Consider the following 15,606-nt stretch of genomic DNA (forward strand, 5'->3'; position numbering starts at 1 on the left):
ACGCGGTCGCGGCCGGGAGTCGCCGGAACTCACCGCCGGAAGGCGAACGCGAAGGCGACGACCGAGAGCATCGTGAGTGCGAGGGCGACCGTCGCGTGCTCGCCGGACACGGGGAGCGGGACGAAGAGATAGCCGACGGCGGTCGCGAGGACGACGCCGCCGACCAGCGCCGCGGCGACGGCGGTCGCGTGGACCAGTTCGGTCCGCATCGGCGGGCCGACGCCCCGCAGGTCGCGTTCGAGACCGAGCGTGTGCGCGCCGAGGTCCCACACGAGCAGGCTCGCTCCCGCACCGACCGCGACGACCACTGCCGGGAGCGCTTCGGCCAGGAAGACCGTCCCCGCGAACAGCAGGACCGCACCGGCGGCGACGCCGGTCGTCGGCCGCGTCCTGGCGACGAGCGCTCGGACGAGCAGCACCAGCGCGGCCGTCGCGAGGACGGTTCCCAACGCCGCTGCCAGCACGGGGACGGCCGGACCGAGCGTGACGAACAGCGATCCCGAACTCGCGGTCGGATCCGGTCCACCGACCGCGGCGGAGAGTGCCACGAACGCCGCCCACGAAACCGAGAGGGCGATCGCCGCGAAGCCGCCGGCCGCGTACGCCAGCGTGTAGCCCGGCGACGTGCCGGTCCAGAACACCGTCGCCCGCTGTAGCACCGACGCGAACGCGACGAGGGCCATGATCACCGCGACACCCCCGAGCGCGGCGTGGACGACGCCCGAGAGCAGGACCGTCTCGACGACGCGGTCGAGGACCGGTCGCGTCGCCAGGAACGACTCGACGAGACCGCTCAGAACGTTCGCGCCGAAGAACTGCACCAGGAGCGCCCCGACGTACCAGCGCGGCACGTCGCCCGGAGCCAGTCTGAACCTGTCGACGAGGCCGCCGCTCGCGGCGTCGCCGTCGGGCGTCCACAGCGCGACGGCCCGCGCCGCCCGGTCGACGAGTACGCCGACGGCGAGGACGAAGATCTGAAGCCACCAGAGCGCACCGAGCGGGTCGGAGACGGCCACCGAGAACACCCCCACGACGACCGCCCAGAGGACGCCCGACGCGACGAACAGATCCCAGACGACGAGGGCGAACAGGGCGACGAGACAGAGGAACGCCGACTCCGACACGCCGCGTTTGAAGCGCGTGACTCCGTCCGCCGAGAACTCCTCCCCCGTCGCGACCGCGACGACGAACGTCCCGACGACGAGCGGCGCGTACCCGGTCGCGCCGGCCAGCATCGCCAGCACGAGCCCCGCGACCAGTAACGCGCTCCCGACCGCGAGCGCGACGCTCCCGACCGCGACGCGGCGCTTGCGCTCGGCTGCGACGGCCGAACCGCCCCACCCAGCCACGACGGCGCCGAAGACGCCGACCGCGGCGACGGTACCGTCGTCGAGCAGGGCGGCGACCAGCGCGGCGAATCCGACCGCGACCGCGAGCGCTACCCGTCGCGAGACGACGCTGCTCCGCGCTCGGCGTTCGGCGGTCATCGGCCCCACCTCGCGCTCGCCCGGTCGACCGCGGACTGGAGCGGCTCGCTCGGCGACCAGTCGACGGCTCGAACGCGTTCGGTCCCGACGAGCGACCGCAGGCGCGCCTCGCGGCGGATCCGTTCGACGGCGCCGCCGGGCGTCGAATCGCCGGTCACGTCGGGACTGAGCACCGTGGTGGCGTGGTCGCGTGCGACCAGTTGCTCGACCGCCTGGACGGCGACGTCGTCCAGCAGCGGCGAGACGAACACCACCTGCGCGCCGCCGGGCAACCAGTCGACCAGCCGGAGCGTCCGACCGCTGCCACCGGACCGGGTCTTCGACGACCCACCGCCCGGTCCGTCGGCCGCACTGCCGTTCCCCGAACCGGTCGAACGAGTCGACGAGACTGACAGGTCGTCGATAGTGGCGCCGAGTCGCTGTCGTAGCAGCGTCCGGATCCGCAGTCCCTGCTCCGTCCCGGTCCCCGGATCGAGCGCCCTTCGCGCCCTGAACCGACCGCTCCCGTACACGTCGAACACCGCCGCGCCGACCTGGTTCTGCGCGTCCAGCGACGCGTCGGCGGCGCGGACCGCCGCGTAACTGCAGAGGTCGCGCGCGCTCGGTTCCCCGGGGGCGCGCCGTTCCTCGAACCGCCCGTCGACCACGAACACGACGGTCGCGGCTCTCGACTCGCGGTACGTGACCGTCGTCAGTTCGCCGGTCGTCGCGTACCGGTTCCAGTCGACCCTGCTCGCCGGGTCGCCCTGGGTGTACTCCCGCGTCGCGTAGAACTCGACGCCTTCGCCGCCGCTGTCGGTCTCGACGCGGCCGGCGCCGATCCCGGTCTGGCCGGCCAGCGGGATCGACTCGAACGGCGCGTGACAGACCAGCGACTCGGCGGCGTCGTACACGGTCCGGCGGACGCCCGTACCGCTCGCACCGCGCGCCACGGCCACCACGTCACCGAACTCGTGTCGACCGCGGGACGCCCGGAGGACGTAGCGCAGTGTGACCGCCGCCCCGGGTTCGACCGTGTCGGCGCCGCGCGAGTCGCCCTCGATCACGTCGAGGCCCTCGGGCGGCGCGTCGGCCAGGCGAACGTCCGGGAGGACCACCGACCCGACGTTCTCCGCCCGGACCGTCACCGTCATCCTGTCGCCGGGGTTCGGAGACGCCGGTGTCACCGTCCGCTCGACCACGAGCGGGGCCGAGGGCGCTCCCGACAGCGTGGCGTACCCCGCGTACACCAGCCCCACGATCGCCGCGAGGAAGACCCCGGTGTTGGACAGGAAGACGCCGGCGGCCCCCGCCACGAGCGCGAGCAGGAACCCCGCGAACCAGCGCCCGTCGACGTCGGTTACCGTCTCCTCGTCGACCGTGGTCGTCTCTGTCCTGACGGTCTCGTCGGCAGTGGTCGGCTCTGTCCTGACGGCCTCGTCGACCGTCGTCGGCTCTGTCCCGCCGCCCTCGTCGACCGTGGACGTCTCCGTCCTGTCGTCCTCGTCCTCCGCTGAACCGGCCGCAGTCTCTTCGGCGAGCGCTTCCGTCCCGATCGCCCTGTCGAACCCGGGTTCGGCGGCGTCGGCGACGGATCCCGGGTCCTCCCCGTCGTTCGTCGCAGGGGTCGACGGACCGGACCCAGACTGGTCGCCGCCGTCGGGTCGACCGTCGCTCACGGGCGCTCGACCTCCGTCTCGACGTCGGTCAGTTCGGCCAGTTCGGCCACCGCCGCTCGCACCTGTCGGCGGTAAGGGTCGCCGCTGGCCCAGTCGACCACCCGGAGCCGGATCGGCAGTGGAACGTCGTCCCCGAGGTAGGTCGCCGCCCGCGGGTCGTCGGTCCACGCCCCCGTTTCGAGCGCGGTTTTCAAGTCGTCGTACTCGTACCCGGCGTCGACCAGTGCGTCGACCGCCACCGACCGAACCGCGCTCCGAACGTCGACGCGCTTCCACCCGCGGACCGTCTCGTTCGGGTCCCCGAGTCGCTCCAGCACCGTGTCCAGGTCGGAGCCGACCAGGTCTACGTTCACGTCCTCCGTCTCGCCGGGCGCCGGGAGCGTCGGTTCGTCCGTCTCGCCGGGCGCCGTCCAGACGCGCCACAGCGACCACGCGCCGAGCACGAGCGCGAAGTGAGCGAACACGAACACGAATATCCTCCCCGGCCAGACCACCGCGACGATAGCCTCGGCGAACTGGCCGCCGCCGACACCCGTGACGAGAGCGACCGCCAGCGCCAGCGAGAGCACGCCGACGACGACGGCGACCACACGGAGCCAGCGCCTGTCCGGTCGCGGGCGGTCGCCGACGGCCGTCCACGACCGGGAGTCTCCCGGATCTCGCGGGCCGACACTGCTCATCGCTCTCCCTCCTCCTCGTCCCGGGTCGCGAGAATATCCCCGACCGACTCGATCGCCGAGCGCGTCCGGTCCTCTGTCGCCGGGAGCCCGCCGTACCGCACGTCACGGAATACGTCCCTGAGTCGGCGGACAGGTCCCGCCGGGTCGCCGCGTTCGATCGCGACTCGCGCGAACTCGCCGGGCGTCCGCGCCTCCGGGTCGGCGACCGGTAACGGCTCCGCGAACGCCTCCCAGGCGTCCTCGACGGTCCGTATCACGACCCCGTCGTCGCCTCGCTCCGGGTCGACGGCCGACGCCGACCGCGCGTCCATGGCGGGCGAGTCGCCCGTCGCGCCACCCGACCCGCCGGCGTGCAGTCCCGAGAAGACGCCCGAGACCGAGAACAGCGGACCGTCCGGGAGCGCGAACAGCCCCGACAGCCCGTCGAACAGCCCCGTGGTCGCCGACCGGGAGCCGATACGGACGACTGCTCCCAGACCGCCCGCGGCCTGGCCGGCGACGGACCCCGCCGAACGCAACACCCGCGCCGTCCCGGTCGAGACGCCAACGAGCGCCACCATCGTCATCTGCGGAACGAGGGGCACGACTCTCGCCGGCGAGAGCCCGGATAGCTTGCCGAGGAACCCCGGTATCGGGAGCCCTCCCGACGAACCCCCGCCGCCGCCCGACGACAGCAGACCGCCCATGCTCGCGAGCGCCGCGAGCGCCAGGCAGAGCAGGACCGACAGGAACAGCCAGACGGCCAGTTCGAGGCCGGTCTCGCCGATACCGGACCCCGAATTCGGCGGCTCCGTCGGGGTGGCCGTCGGTTCGGGCGTCGGCTCGGGCGTCGCAGTCCGTTCGGGCGTCGCGGCCGTCTTCGAGTCCGAATCGGCCTCCGTGGCGGTCGATACGGGCGTTCCCTCGTCGTCGGCTCCACCTGGTGTCGCGCCCGGCGTTCCCCCGTCGTCGGTCGTCGACTGGTCCGGCGTCTGGCCGATCGAATCCCCCGAAGCGACGTGCTCCGAACCGAACAGGGCGTCGTCGCCGGCCGGCGCCGACCCGAAGCCCGTCGCCGGGAACAGCGCTCCGCCGAGCGCGACCGCCAGCACGCCCAGCGCCACCAGCACCGCACGATGGCCTGATCGCGTCACACCGGACAGTCGGCGTATCGTGACAAAACGTTTCCGCTCGACCGACAGTTCACTCGACCACACAGTTTTTGCCCCGGCACCGAGTACGCCTCTGTCGTGTCACTCCGCAGCGACCGGGGGCTCGCGGTTCGGATGGCGGCCACGCTCGGCGTCGTCGTCGTCGCGAACGCCCTCTTCGTCGGCGTCGTCCTCTATCTGGCGGCGCCCTGGCTGGACGCGCTCGCACGCCGAGCGGCCGACGCCGCCGGCGTCCCCGAGGCCGTCGCGGCGGTCTGGTGGCTCCCACTGGCCTGCGCACTCGTCGCGGCGTGCGTCTGGGTCGAGCTCCGGTACGTCCGCCGCGAGACGCTCGCCGCCGTGGACGCCGAGCGCGCGACCGCCGAGACGTATCCCGACCTCGACCGCCGCGTCACCCGACTCGCCGCACAGGCGGCCGTCCCGGTCCCGGACTGCTACGTCGTACACAGCGAGACGCCGAACAGTTTCGCGCTCGACGGCCTCGGCCGGCCGACGCTCGTCGTCAGCACCGGCCTGCTCGCCACGCTCGACGGCGACCACCTCGACGCGGTGCTCGCACACGAACTCGCGCACCTCCAGCACCGCGACGCGACCGTCATGACCCTCGCCTCCTTTCTCCCGGCGCTGACGAGCGACCGCTACTCCCTGCTGGACTCGCTCGGCCCCTGGGCCCGCAGTCGCGGTGTGTGGGCCGTCGTGCTCGCGGCGGTCTACCTCGTCGGCGCGACCGCCACGGGGTCCAGCGCCTTCGACGGCGGCTACTTCCTCGGGTTCGTCGGCGGCCTCCTCGCGGTCGTGGTCGTCGGCGGGATCGCCCTCGGGGTCCTCGCCGCCGTGACGACGGTCGCGGCCCGTCGCCTCTCGCAGTACCGCGAGTTCGCCGCCGACCGCGCCGGAGCGACGCTCACCGGCGACCCGGCCGCGCTCGCCGACGCTCTCGCGAAACTCGACGACGAGACGGTCACAGCGCCCTCCGCCGACAAACGCCTCGTGTACGACGAGGTACGCGGTCTCTGTCTGCTCCCGCACGGCTTCGAGGCGACCGAGGCCTCAGAGGACGATTTCCACGTCGAGACGCGCTCACACCCGCCGACCGACGAGCGGATCGCGCGACTCCGCGACCAGATCCATCGGCAGTGAGACCGGCGCCGGAGCTGACGACTCTCAGGACAGGTCGAACTGCTCGGCGGCGGTCTCCATGTCCTTGTCGCCCCGACCGCTGAGGTTCACGAGGATCGTCTCGTGGTCGGTCTCCTCGGCGACGCGCTTCGCCATCGCGAGCCCGTGGGCCGTCTCCAGCGCGGGGATGATCCCCTCGTCCTCGCTGAGCGCGCGGAACGCCGCGAGCGCTTCGTCGTCGGTGATCGCGCGGTACTCGGCCCGTCCCATCTCCCGGAACATCGCGTGCTCGGGCCCGACACCGGGGTAGTCGAGCCCCGCGGAGACCGAGTGGACTTCGGTGTCGTCGTCGATGACGCGCGTCTTCATCCCGTGAATGACGTCCTCGTGGCCGTCGTCGAGCGGCGCGGCGTGACGGTCCGAATCGCTCCCCTCGCCGCCGCCCTCGCCCCCGTAGAAGGCCACGTCGTCGTCCCGGAAGGCGTGGAACAGGCCGATGGCGTTCGACCCGCCGCCGACACAGGCCACCGCGGCGTCGGGTAGCTCACCCGTCCGTTCCAGGAACTGCTCGCGGGCCTCCCGTCCGATCACCGACTGGAACTCCCGGACCATCCGCGGGAACGGGTCGGGTCCGACGACGGAACCGACGAGGTAGTGCGTGTCGTCGACGTTCTCGACGAAGTCCTCCAGCGCGGCGTCGACCGCGTCCGCCAGCCCCGCGCCCCCTCGGGTGACCTCGTTGACCTCCGCACCCATCAGGCGCATGCGGAAGACGTTCATCCGCTGGCGCTCCACGTCTTTCGCCCCCATGTAGATCTCCGTATCGAGGTCGAACAGGGCGCCGACCATCGCCGTCGCCGTGCCGTGCTGCCCGGCACCGGTCTCCGCGATGATCCGCGACTTCCCCGCTTTCTCGGCCATGAGCGCCTGCCCGACGGCGTTGTTGATCTTGTGTGCGCCGCCGTGGAGCAGGTCCTCGCGCTTCAGGTAGATCTCCGCGCCGTAGCGCTCGGAGAGGTTCTCGGCGTGGTATATCGGCGTCGGTCGCCCGGCGTAGGTCGACAGGATCGACCGGAACTCCTCGCGGAACTCGTCGGTCTTCGCGACCGTCTCGAAGGCGTCGGCCAGCTGTGCGAGCGGCTCCTGCATCGGTTCGGGCACGTGGCGGCCGCCGAACGCCCCGAACTCGTGGTTCTCACTCATACCCGTTGGTGTCCACGCTCTGGCGTATATGTCTATCGACGACTGCCGCGGTAGCGAAATCGCCGAATACCGCCGCTCAGACCGGACGTGCGCCGCGATCTACACATACACTTATCGTGTGAGCAGCCCTATAGGAAGTATGGCTACACAGTCCGTAGACACGTTCGTCGAGGGTCGAGAGGGTGACTTCTGGGTAAACGCGCTCCTCGGTGCGGTCGTGATGGTGGTCCTGTCGTGGATCCCGTTCGCGACGGTGCTCGGCGGCGGCGTCGCCGGCTACCTCCAGCGAGGGACTCGCACGGAGGGTGCGAAAGTCGGCGCCGTCTCCGGGCTCATCGCAGCGATCCCCGTCTTCGGGGTGCTCGCGCTCGTGTTCAGCATTTTCAGTTTCGGCGCGATCGCCGGCGGGGAAGCCCTCGGGTTCCTCGTCTTCGCGGCGATCATGCTGTTCGCGTTCGCGGTCACGGCCGCAGTCGTCGCCGGAACCGGCGCGGTCGGCGGGTACCTCGGCGTCGCTCTCCGTGAACGCTCGGACCGAGACGAGATGGACGACCACGGCCCGCGCTCCGTCGACACGGCGACCGAGGCGGACGTCGAGCCGACTCACTGACCGAACCGGACTCGGTCGCTCGCCGAGGCTATTTGTACGAGCGGTCCCGAGAGGTGGTGTGGACGAAGTCGAGGTCAGCACAGTCGTCTACGTGTCGCCCGCGGAGGCCTACGACTTTCTCGTCGACTTCCCGCGATACGCCGACTACTCGAAGTACCTGAAAGAAGTCCGACGCGACGGTGACGGGTCCGCCGGGACGCGCTACGCGTTGCAGTTCTCGTGGTGGAAACTCAGCTACACCGCACACACCGAAGTCGTCGACACCGAGCGACCGAACCGCATCGACTGGCGCGTCACCGAGGACATCGACGCGGACGGCTACTGGAACGTGACCGAAGTCCCCGACGAGGCACCGCCGGAGGCCGAGACCGCCTCGGAGGTGTCACTCCGGATCGAGTACGACCCCGGTTCGGTCTCGGCCGGGAGCATCGACCTGCCGCGATTCATCTCGCTGTCTCGCGTGATCGACAAGGTGAAGCCGCTGATCCAGAACGAAGCCGAACGCGTCGTCGAACGGATCGTCACCGACCTCGAGGGAACCCACCGCGAGGTCGAACTGACGATCCACACGAGACCCGACGCGGTCTGAGAAACGGCCGAACTGCGGCTACCGGAGCGAACGTCCGATTCAGGCGCCTTCGTAGTCGCCGTAGTCGCCGCCGTACTTGATGAAGAAGTACGCCAGTCCGAGCGTCGCTGCCATCCCGAACCCGGTCGCGATGCCCAGCGACTTCGCCGCGTCCGGGACCTCCGGGCGGCTACTGCCACCGCCACCGCCGGTATCCACTTCGACGGTGGAGACGTCTTCGCCGACGGCGACGGCGCCTTTCATGCCCTGCCCCTCGTGGGGCGCACAGTAGTAGGTGTACATGCCGCCGGTCTCGAGCGTCGCCTCGTACGTCTCTCCCTCGGGGATCGTGTCGAACTCCCCGCCCTCGGACCCGTCCAGTCCGCCGCCGTCGGGCTGGTCGTTGGGCTTGACGTTGTGACCGGGGGAGACGAACTCGAAGTTCACCGTCGTCCCGGGGTCGATCCAGATGTTGGTCGGGACGAACGCGAGGCTCCCGTCGGGACCGACATCGACGGTCACTTCCGACTCGCCGCGCAGGTCCTCGTAGCTCCCGTCCTCCGCGTCGTCCACGTAGGACGGCCACTCTGGCCGGACGTTGCCGCCGCCACCGCCTTCTTCCTCCTCCTGGGCGGCGGCGGTGCCCGCACCCGCCGCGACTGCTGTGGCGCCTGCACCGGCGCGCAGGAAGGCCCGACGTGACACGTCCGCACTCTGCTCGCTCATACCCGGGGCTTTGGGACCGTCCGTAGTGAATCCACCGGAACGAAGCCGACCTGACGCGGGGCGCCTCCGGCCCGCGCCCCGTCGCGACAGCGGGTCGATCACGTCACCCGACGTTCCCGCGGTGTCGGACACCGGCGGACGCGAGCGCGGTGCGGTGCCTTTTTGCCGAGTCCTCGCTACTTGCCACTGATGACTGACGGACCGGAAGTCGGCGTCGTCGGCGCCGACACCGACGCTGTGGTCGCCGCCGTCGAGGCGGCCGGCGGGACGCCAGCGGTCGGCGCGGCACGGCGCGTCGCCGGCGAGAGCGACCTGCTCGTCGCCGTCGGCGAGCCCGCGCTGCTGTCGCTCGCCCGCGCGTCGCCGACCGCCCCGGTCCTCCCCGTCGGCGCCGGGCGCGGCGTCCGGTCCGTCCCGCCGGACGCCGTCGACGACGCCGTCGCCGCGCTGGTCGCCGGCGAGTTCGACCGGACGGACCACCCGGTCGTCGACGTCCACGTCGCCGACCGGACGCGCGCACGCGCCCTCCTCGACGTCATGCTCGTCAGCGCCGAGCCCGCACAGATCTCCGAATACGCCGTCGAGAGCGGCGAGCATCGCGTCGCCCGGTTCCGCGCCGACGGCGTCGCGGTGGCGACGCCAGCTGGGTCCAGCGGCTACGCGAGTTCCGCCGGCGGCCCGGTTATCGCCCCCGAAACCGACGCGGTCACGGTCGTCCCCGTCGCGCCCTTCGAGACGGACATCGACCATTGGGTCGTCCCCACGGAGGGGCTCCGCGTCTCCGTCGAGCGCGACGAGACCGCCGTCCACCTGCTCGCGGACGACAGAGTCGTCGGCCCCGTCGAGCCGGACGAGCGAGTCCGCGTCACCCCGGCCGCGTCGCTGACTGTCGCCGTCGTCCCCGCCAGCCAGTCGCCGTTTCCGATTACGTGAGTACGACCGGCCCGATCCCGCGGGCTGGACCCGACCGAGAGCCGCGCTGGATTGGAAAAACTCTAATGGGCGACGGACAGATCTACCCGTATGGTTGCATACGAGCTGTTCGGGCCGATCGACGCCGCGCTCGGGGCCGACCTCACCGAGCAGGTCCTCGTCATCGAAGCGGTGCTCCTCGGTCTCGTGGTCCTGAACATCGTGGCGCGGGCGCTCGCCCACAGACGCCACGTCTCGCAGGCCGAAAACGGCGACGCCGACGACCTCACCCGCCACCCGTTCCACGTCTTCACCAACGTCGCGCTGGTGCTCGGGTCGTTCTACTTCCTGACCGTCCATCCCCACGCCGGAATGGTCACGGCAGTGATCGCGATCTTCATCCTCCTGACCGACCTCTTCGAGTTCGAGTCCCGGAAGGTCGAGGTCCGCCGCGAGATCGACGTCGAGCGCCCAAAGGCCGCCATCGGCGCGTCGCTCGTCGCGCTCCTCTACGTCGGCTACGTCACGTTCTTCTACGGCCCGATCGGCCAGTTCCTCTGAAGACCATCTGGTTACCATCTTTTTCCGCCTCCGGTGTCCTCAGTCGCTTCGCTCCCTGCGGGCACCATCGGCGCAAAAACATGGGTGAAAAAAGCCGAGCGCTCACTGCGTTCGCGCTCGGTGTCCGCGGGAGTGAGCGCCGCGAACGACCGCGGGCTCGTCAGAGCTTGCTCTGACGGTGAACCGCCTCGCTTCGCTCGGCGGATGCCCAGTGCAGATGGAACACTGAACGTTCAGTTTGGCGTGAGCGCGCCTCTCAGTTTGGCGTGAAGAACCGATTCCGGGCGTAGCTCAGAGAGACGAAGACGAAAAAGACGACGAGACATCCGGTGAGTCCCTTCGCAATCAGCGAGTACTCTGACGGTAGCTCCCATGCATCGGTAATTTCCATTGTGAGGTGCGTCCCGAGCAAGGCACTTGCAACTATAGCGAGGAGCTTCGATCGTACAGAGCTGTAGTCGCTTAGCTCGTCCCACCTCTGCTTGAAGGACGTCAGCGATACGGTCACACGACGAGCTAAACTCAGAGACGGAATAAGCATTGGGCCCTCTCGAATCTCTATCCACACACACCGAAGGGAACGCTCGGCGGCAGCGTGACTACCGAACGATTCCGAAACGCCGAGAGAAGTCGAGTCGCCGTCAGTCCGCGCGTTCGGCGTAGGCGGTTCGGAGCTGTTCGACGGCCGGGATGACGACCCAGAACGTCAGGACGCCGATGACCGCGAACCACGCCATCACGTCCATCAGTGCGATGCCGATCTGGTCGTAGATAGTGGGGTTGGAGAGCTCGACCGGTGCGATGAGCTGGACGCCCTCGCCCTCGAAACTCGGCGTGCGATACCAGCCCGCCAGCGTCAGCCACGCCATTCCGGCACCGGCGAGGATCGCCAACCCCTTCGCGAATTCGTCAGCCATTGTTCGAAGATTCGTCGGTTTCGTCTTTAGCGTTTCCCATTCCTTCGGCCTGGAACCGCGTCGAGAAGGCGTAGGTGACCGCCCCCAGCGCGATCAACCCCAGCCCTGCCAGCGCGATCAGCGGATCGATCTCCGACAGCTCCGCCGTCGCCCTGTCGGTCGCCACGTCCAACACGAGGAAGCCCCCGACGACTGCGAACACCGCGAACAGCGTCGAGAAGACGGTCACGCGCTTGTACACCGCCGTCGGGACGACGACGCTCCGAGCCTGTGCGCCCTGCGGTTCGTCGGTCCGGTCGGTGTCGGTGGTGTCTGTCATCGGTGGAGACGGGTCCGCAGAATCGCCGGATCGGTCGACCGTCCCGTCGGCGTCCGCGTCGGCGGGCGCGCTCGAGTGGGACGGGTCGTCGGCCATCTACTTCGGTGGCCGGAGCCGGTAGTACCGGCGGTTGAGGTTGAACATGTACCCTTCCCGCATCGTCCGTAGGACCGCGTACGCGAGGAACGCGGACAGGACCGGGAGGATGAACGTCAGGTCGAACAGCAGGTGGGACTCCATCGAGATCAGGTTCTTCACGGACAGCACCGCGATGGTGAACGCGAAGACCACGCCGCTCACGCCGACGGCTCCCCAGAACGGCTGCTCGACGGGCCGCCGCGCCGCGCCCTTGTTCAGGAACGGCACGATGGCGACGAAGCCGACGACGACCAGGTTCGCGAGGACGCCGTACGTTCGGTCGGCCATGAGCTTCTGACCGCCCAGCAGGCTGATGTCCGGGTTGAGCGGGCCGAGTTTCAGCAGCCCGAACGACCAGTAGAGGTACCAGTCGGGCAGGATGACCGCCGGCGTCGACGAGGAGTCGGCCGGCGGGCCGATGTGCGGCGGGAGCGCGGCCGAGAGGAAGATGATCATGCCGACGAAGAAGCTCGTCAGCGCGAGGTTGCGGATCATCTCGTGGGGCCACGTCGGGAACGCCAGCACGTCGCGCTCGACGTAACTGGACTGCTGACGCAGGTCCTGGTCCTCGCGGCGGGACCGCTCGAAGTACTCGTAGGTCAGCCGGGCGAGCCCCTGCTGGCGCGCTTTCCGCTCGCTCCAGGTCGGGGTCTCGTCGTCCGGCGGGACGATACCCGTGCCGTCGGTGCGAACTTCCTCGCTGTTGTCGTTGTCGCTCATTGTATCAGTGTGGTTCCGCGATGCCCTGCATCCAGACGATGCCGATGTGGACCGCGATCAGCCCCGTCGTGACAAACGGGAGCACGAACACGTGCAGGATGTACATCCGCTGGACCGTCGACTGGCTGAGGGTGAACCCGCCGAACAGCAGCTGGGCCACCCACTCGCCTATCAGCGGGATGGAGAGGCTCATCTCGACGCCGATCTGGCCGGCCCAGAAGGCCAGCTGGTCCCACGGGAGCAGGTAGCCCGTGTACCCGAACACCATCGTCAGCGAGATGAGCACGATGCCGATGATCCAGTTGAGTTCGCGCGGCTCCTTGTACGCGCCCGTGAAGTACACGCGCAGCATGTGCAGGAACACGGCCGCGACCATCACCTGCGCCGACCAGCGGTGGAGACTCCGGAGGAAGAACCCGAAGTTCAGGTCGGTCATGATGAACGTGATGGAGTTGTACGCCAGCGCCGGATCGCCGTTCGATGCGCCCGCGCCGGGCGCGTAGTAGAACCCGAGCAGGGCCCCCGATATCGCCGCGACGACGTACGCGATGGTGGAGAACGACCCGAGGGCGTACAGCGGATACCAGTACCAGAACTTGTTGTCCAGGTTGTACTGCTCCGTGTGGCTCTTGGGCATCTGGAAGTTGACCTTGTAGTACATGTTCTCCATGATCTCCAGATAGTCGACGATGCGCAGGCGCCTGTCGAGCCACAGCAGTACGGTGAGGTAGATCTCCTCGATGGCCGTCAGGTTGCGATTCTCCATCCAGGTGTCGTGGTCGTGTTCGTCCTTGCGTTCTAAGCTCATCTGTCAGTCCTCCGGTCGCGGGCGCGCGACGAACTGTACCTGGGTCGGGCTGAACGGCTCGTAGATCGACTGGTGACACTGACAGTACACCGCGTCCTCGCCGTCGAAGTTCGCGCTCCCTTCGAGCTGTTTGTAGCCCGGCACACAGCAGAAGTGCGTGCACTTGTTGATCCAGGCCATGAAGTCCTGGTCCGTCGCCGCGTCGATGAAGCTCTGGATGGAACTCGGAAGGTCGCTGAACTGGCCCTCACCGTTCGCCATCTGGGAAACCTTGGGCGAGCGGAGTACCTGCACCGGAAGCGTCTTCGCGCCCTCGGCCTGCGAGCGCCACGTCGCGCTCGCGGGCTTACCGAGGCCGTCGCGACCGATGCCGTTCCCCCACGTCTCGTAATCGTCGAACATGTCGACCGTCAGGATTGCGTCGCCCTCGACGTCCTGTTGCCACTCGTAGGCGGGCGGCGGACTGGGCGACGCGCGCAGGAAGTTGTCCGCGTCGGCCCCCGGCTTGACGCCGTGGTAGCCCTCGAGCCCACAGTACTGGAACCACTGCGAGGAGTAGGTCGTCCCGCCCATGTCCATCTCCGCGATGGTCCGTTCGATACCCTGCACGGTTTCCGTGCTCGCTTCCGGGAAGATCCCCTGAAGCTCGCCGGAGTCGTTCACTTCGAGCGGGACGATCGGCATCCCGCGCGGCGCGGGGCCCGCGGTGTTCTCGATGGCGATGTACTGCGTCGGACCGCCACCGCCGCCCGAGGCCGCCGTCAGCGTGTTCATGGCGGCCGCGCCGCCGGTCCCGACGCTGGCCAGCGCCGCGCTGCCGACGACGCCTTTCACGAAGCGTCGACGACCTGTTTCGCCCGGATACTTGTCTTCGTCCAGTGGCATTGTTTATCGTTTGTAGTAGGGGTAGACGGCTCGTTTCACGCTCTCGATGGGGTCTTCCTCGGTGAAGGGCGTCCCGTCGACGTCCTCCTCGCGAACGTAGAGGTCCTCCCACTTGCGGCGTCGTTTCTTCACTATCATCACGTCCGGCAGGAACTCCTTCCGGTAGACCATCAGGATGAAGGCGAGGTCGATGAAGATGATCGCGAGGATACCGCCCAGATACATGTTCCCGAGCGGGCTGTACCCCCAGCCGTTGACGAGGCCGTACGTGAACAGACCGACGAAGACGACCTCGACGATCGTCAGCAAGACGATCGCGACGGCCGCGGCCGTGCTCTCACGCGCCGGCTCGTAGCGGTGGATGTCGCCGTAGGTGCTTCCCGACGAGGACATCAGTTGTTCCCTCCTTTCGCGTTCGGTGATTCACCGTACTTCAGCAGGAAGAACGTGAACAGCAGCGAGACGACCATCATCACGATAGTCGACACGCCGACGTAGTGGGGGTGGAAGGGCACGCCCATGTGTTCGGGGTTCAGCTCCTCCGCCCCGCCGCCGGACTCCACTTCGACGGTGGAGACCTCGTCGCCGACGGCGACGGCGCCTTTCATGCCCTGCCCCTCGTGGGGCGCACAGTAGTAGGTGTACATGCCGCCGGTCTCGAGCGTCGGCTCGTACGTCTCGCCCTCGGGGATCGTGTCGAACTCCCCGCCTTCTGTTCCCCCCAGTCCGCCGCCGTCGGGCTGGCTGTTGGGTTTGACGTTGTGCCCGCCCTCGATGAACTCGAAGACGACCGTCGTCCCGGGGTCGACCCACACCTTGGTCGGCGTGAACGCGAACCCTGAGCCGGTGCCGACCTCGACGGTCACTTCCGACTCGCCGCGCAGGTCCTCGTAGCTCCCGTCTTCGGCGTCCTCCACGTACGACGGCCACTCGGGCTGGACACTCCCGCCCCCGCCTTCCTCCTGCTCGGCGGCGGCGACCGTGCCGGCCCCGACGGCAGCGGCGGACGCACCACCTGCCGCGCCGCCGGCCGTCCGCAGAAAGTCCCGTCTATTCATACACGTCGTTGCTCGGTACCGAATTTGTATAAACCCACCGAATACACCCGCAGGCGCTCGATTAGCCGGTACCGGCGCCAGCTACA

At 69.0% G+C, this 15,606-nt stretch carries 19 protein-coding genes; 5 read left to right on the forward strand and 14 right to left on the reverse strand.

Features of this window, described 5'->3' with window-relative positions; genetic code table 11:
* Window positions 1-29: 29 nt before the first annotated feature.
* Genes D1409_RS11565 through D1409_RS11580 form a run of 4 tightly spaced genes read right to left on the reverse strand, consistent with a single transcriptional unit; the run spans window position 30 to window position 4,958 of the window.
* Window positions 30-1,487 (reverse strand): hypothetical protein, encoded by a 1,458-nt coding sequence (locus D1409_RS11565; RefSeq protein ID WP_123537149.1) that lies wholly within the window; start codon window positions 1,485-1,487, stop codon window positions 30-32.
* Window positions 1,484-3,145 carry a DUF58 domain-containing protein gene (locus tag D1409_RS11570; RefSeq protein WP_123537150.1) on the reverse strand — a complete coding sequence of 554 codons (1,662 nt, stop codon included), beginning with the start codon at window positions 3,143-3,145 and terminating at the stop codon, window positions 1,484-1,486. Before D1409_RS11570 ends, D1409_RS11565 begins: the two co-directional genes overlap by 4 nt.
* Window positions 3,142-3,825 carry a DUF7269 family protein gene (locus D1409_RS11575; RefSeq protein WP_123537151.1) on the reverse strand — a complete coding sequence of 228 codons (684 nt, stop codon included), beginning with the start codon at window positions 3,823-3,825 and terminating at the stop codon, window positions 3,142-3,144. Before D1409_RS11575 ends, D1409_RS11570 begins: the two co-directional genes overlap by 4 nt.
* On the reverse strand, window positions 3,822-4,958 hold the full coding sequence (locus D1409_RS11580; RefSeq protein WP_164471655.1) for a DUF4129 domain-containing protein: 1,137 nt from the start codon (window positions 4,956-4,958) through the stop codon (window positions 3,822-3,824). The genes D1409_RS11575 and D1409_RS11580 overlap by 4 nt, the downstream gene beginning before the upstream one ends.
* Before the next feature lie 96 nt (window positions 4,959-5,054).
* Here D1409_RS11580 and D1409_RS11585 point away from each other — a divergent pair, with 96 nt between their 5' ends.
* Window positions 5,055-6,116 (forward strand): M48 family metalloprotease, encoded by a 1,062-nt coding sequence (locus D1409_RS11585; RefSeq protein ID WP_123537153.1) that lies wholly within the window; start codon window positions 5,055-5,057, stop codon window positions 6,114-6,116.
* Between the two features lie 24 nt (window positions 6,117-6,140).
* Here the strand turns inward: D1409_RS11585 and trpB are convergent, their stop codons facing one another.
* Window positions 6,141-7,298 (reverse strand): tryptophan synthase subunit beta, encoded by a 1,158-nt coding sequence (gene trpB, locus D1409_RS11590; RefSeq protein ID WP_123537154.1) that lies wholly within the window; start codon window positions 7,296-7,298, stop codon window positions 6,141-6,143.
* A 139-nt stretch (window positions 7,299-7,437) separates the two neighbouring features.
* Between trpB and D1409_RS11595 the strand changes: the two genes are divergently transcribed.
* Both D1409_RS11595 and D1409_RS11600 read left to right on the forward strand, forming a co-directional pair.
* Entirely contained in the window at window positions 7,438-7,908 is a 471-nt protein-coding gene (locus D1409_RS11595; protein WP_123537155.1) for a DUF5518 domain-containing protein, read from the forward strand.
* A 58-nt stretch (window positions 7,909-7,966) separates the two neighbouring features.
* A complete protein-coding gene (locus D1409_RS11600) occupies window positions 7,967-8,497 on the forward strand; it encodes an SRPBCC family protein (RefSeq protein WP_123537156.1) in 531 nt (176 codons plus the stop codon).
* 39 nt (window positions 8,498-8,536) lie between these two features.
* Here D1409_RS11600 and D1409_RS11605 read toward each other — a convergent pair whose 3' ends face one another.
* Window positions 8,537-9,202, reverse strand: a complete 666-nt coding sequence (locus D1409_RS11605) for a plastocyanin/azurin family copper-binding protein (protein ID WP_123537157.1) — start codon at window positions 9,200-9,202, stop codon at window positions 8,537-8,539.
* Between the two features lie 189 nt (window positions 9,203-9,391).
* Between D1409_RS11605 and D1409_RS11610 the strand changes: the two genes are divergently transcribed.
* Together D1409_RS11610 and D1409_RS11615 are read left to right on the forward strand one after the other, a co-directional pair.
* On the forward strand, window positions 9,392-10,135 hold the full coding sequence (locus tag D1409_RS11610) for an NAD(+)/NADH kinase (RefSeq protein WP_235853548.1): 744 nt from the start codon (window positions 9,392-9,394) through the stop codon (window positions 10,133-10,135).
* Window positions 10,136-10,225: 90 nt separating this feature from the next.
* Window positions 10,226-10,675 (forward strand): DUF7313 family protein, encoded by a 450-nt coding sequence (locus tag D1409_RS11615; RefSeq protein ID WP_123537158.1) that lies wholly within the window; start codon window positions 10,226-10,228, stop codon window positions 10,673-10,675.
* A gap of 256 nt (window positions 10,676-10,931) precedes the next feature.
* Here the strand turns inward: D1409_RS11615 and D1409_RS11620 are convergent, their stop codons facing one another.
* The 8 genes from D1409_RS11620 to D1409_RS11655 form a co-directional block, all read right to left on the reverse strand.
* Window positions 10,932-11,183 (reverse strand): hypothetical protein, encoded by a 252-nt coding sequence (locus D1409_RS11620; RefSeq protein ID WP_123537159.1) that lies wholly within the window; start codon window positions 11,181-11,183, stop codon window positions 10,932-10,934.
* A 133-nt stretch (window positions 11,184-11,316) separates the two neighbouring features.
* Window positions 11,317-11,592: a DUF7314 family protein gene (locus D1409_RS11625; protein WP_123537160.1), complete on the reverse strand. Its 276-nt coding sequence runs from the start codon at window positions 11,590-11,592 to the stop codon at window positions 11,317-11,319.
* Complete coding sequence (locus tag D1409_RS11630) at window positions 11,585-11,911, reverse strand: DUF7315 family membrane protein (RefSeq protein WP_123537617.1); 327 nt, start codon at window positions 11,909-11,911, stop codon at window positions 11,585-11,587. The genes D1409_RS11625 and D1409_RS11630 overlap by 8 nt, the downstream gene beginning before the upstream one ends.
* A 96-nt stretch (window positions 11,912-12,007) precedes the next feature.
* Window positions 12,008-12,769, reverse strand: a complete 762-nt coding sequence (locus D1409_RS11635) for a cytochrome b family protein (RefSeq protein WP_123537161.1) — start codon at window positions 12,767-12,769, stop codon at window positions 12,008-12,010.
* Between the two features lie 4 nt (window positions 12,770-12,773).
* Entirely contained in the window at window positions 12,774-13,577 is an 804-nt protein-coding gene (locus tag D1409_RS11640; RefSeq protein WP_123537162.1) for a cytochrome b, read from the reverse strand.
* A gap of 3 nt (window positions 13,578-13,580) precedes the next feature.
* Window positions 13,581-14,462 carry a ubiquinol-cytochrome c reductase iron-sulfur subunit gene (locus D1409_RS11645; RefSeq protein ID WP_123537163.1) on the reverse strand — a complete coding sequence of 294 codons (882 nt, stop codon included), beginning with the start codon at window positions 14,460-14,462 and terminating at the stop codon, window positions 13,581-13,583.
* Between the two features lie 3 nt (window positions 14,463-14,465).
* Complete coding sequence (locus D1409_RS11650) at window positions 14,466-14,855, reverse strand: DUF7318 family protein (protein WP_123537164.1); 390 nt, start codon at window positions 14,853-14,855, stop codon at window positions 14,466-14,468.
* On the reverse strand, window positions 14,855-15,520 hold the full coding sequence (locus tag D1409_RS11655) for a plastocyanin/azurin family copper-binding protein (RefSeq protein ID WP_123537165.1): 666 nt from the start codon (window positions 15,518-15,520) through the stop codon (window positions 14,855-14,857). The genes D1409_RS11650 and D1409_RS11655 overlap by 1 nt, the downstream gene beginning before the upstream one ends.
* Between the last annotated feature and the right edge of the window lie 86 nt (window positions 15,521-15,606).

Source organism: Halosimplex salinum (assembly GCF_003730195.1).
Taxonomy (GTDB): Archaea; Halobacteriota; Halobacteria; order Halobacteriales; family Haloarculaceae; genus Halosimplex; species Halosimplex salinum.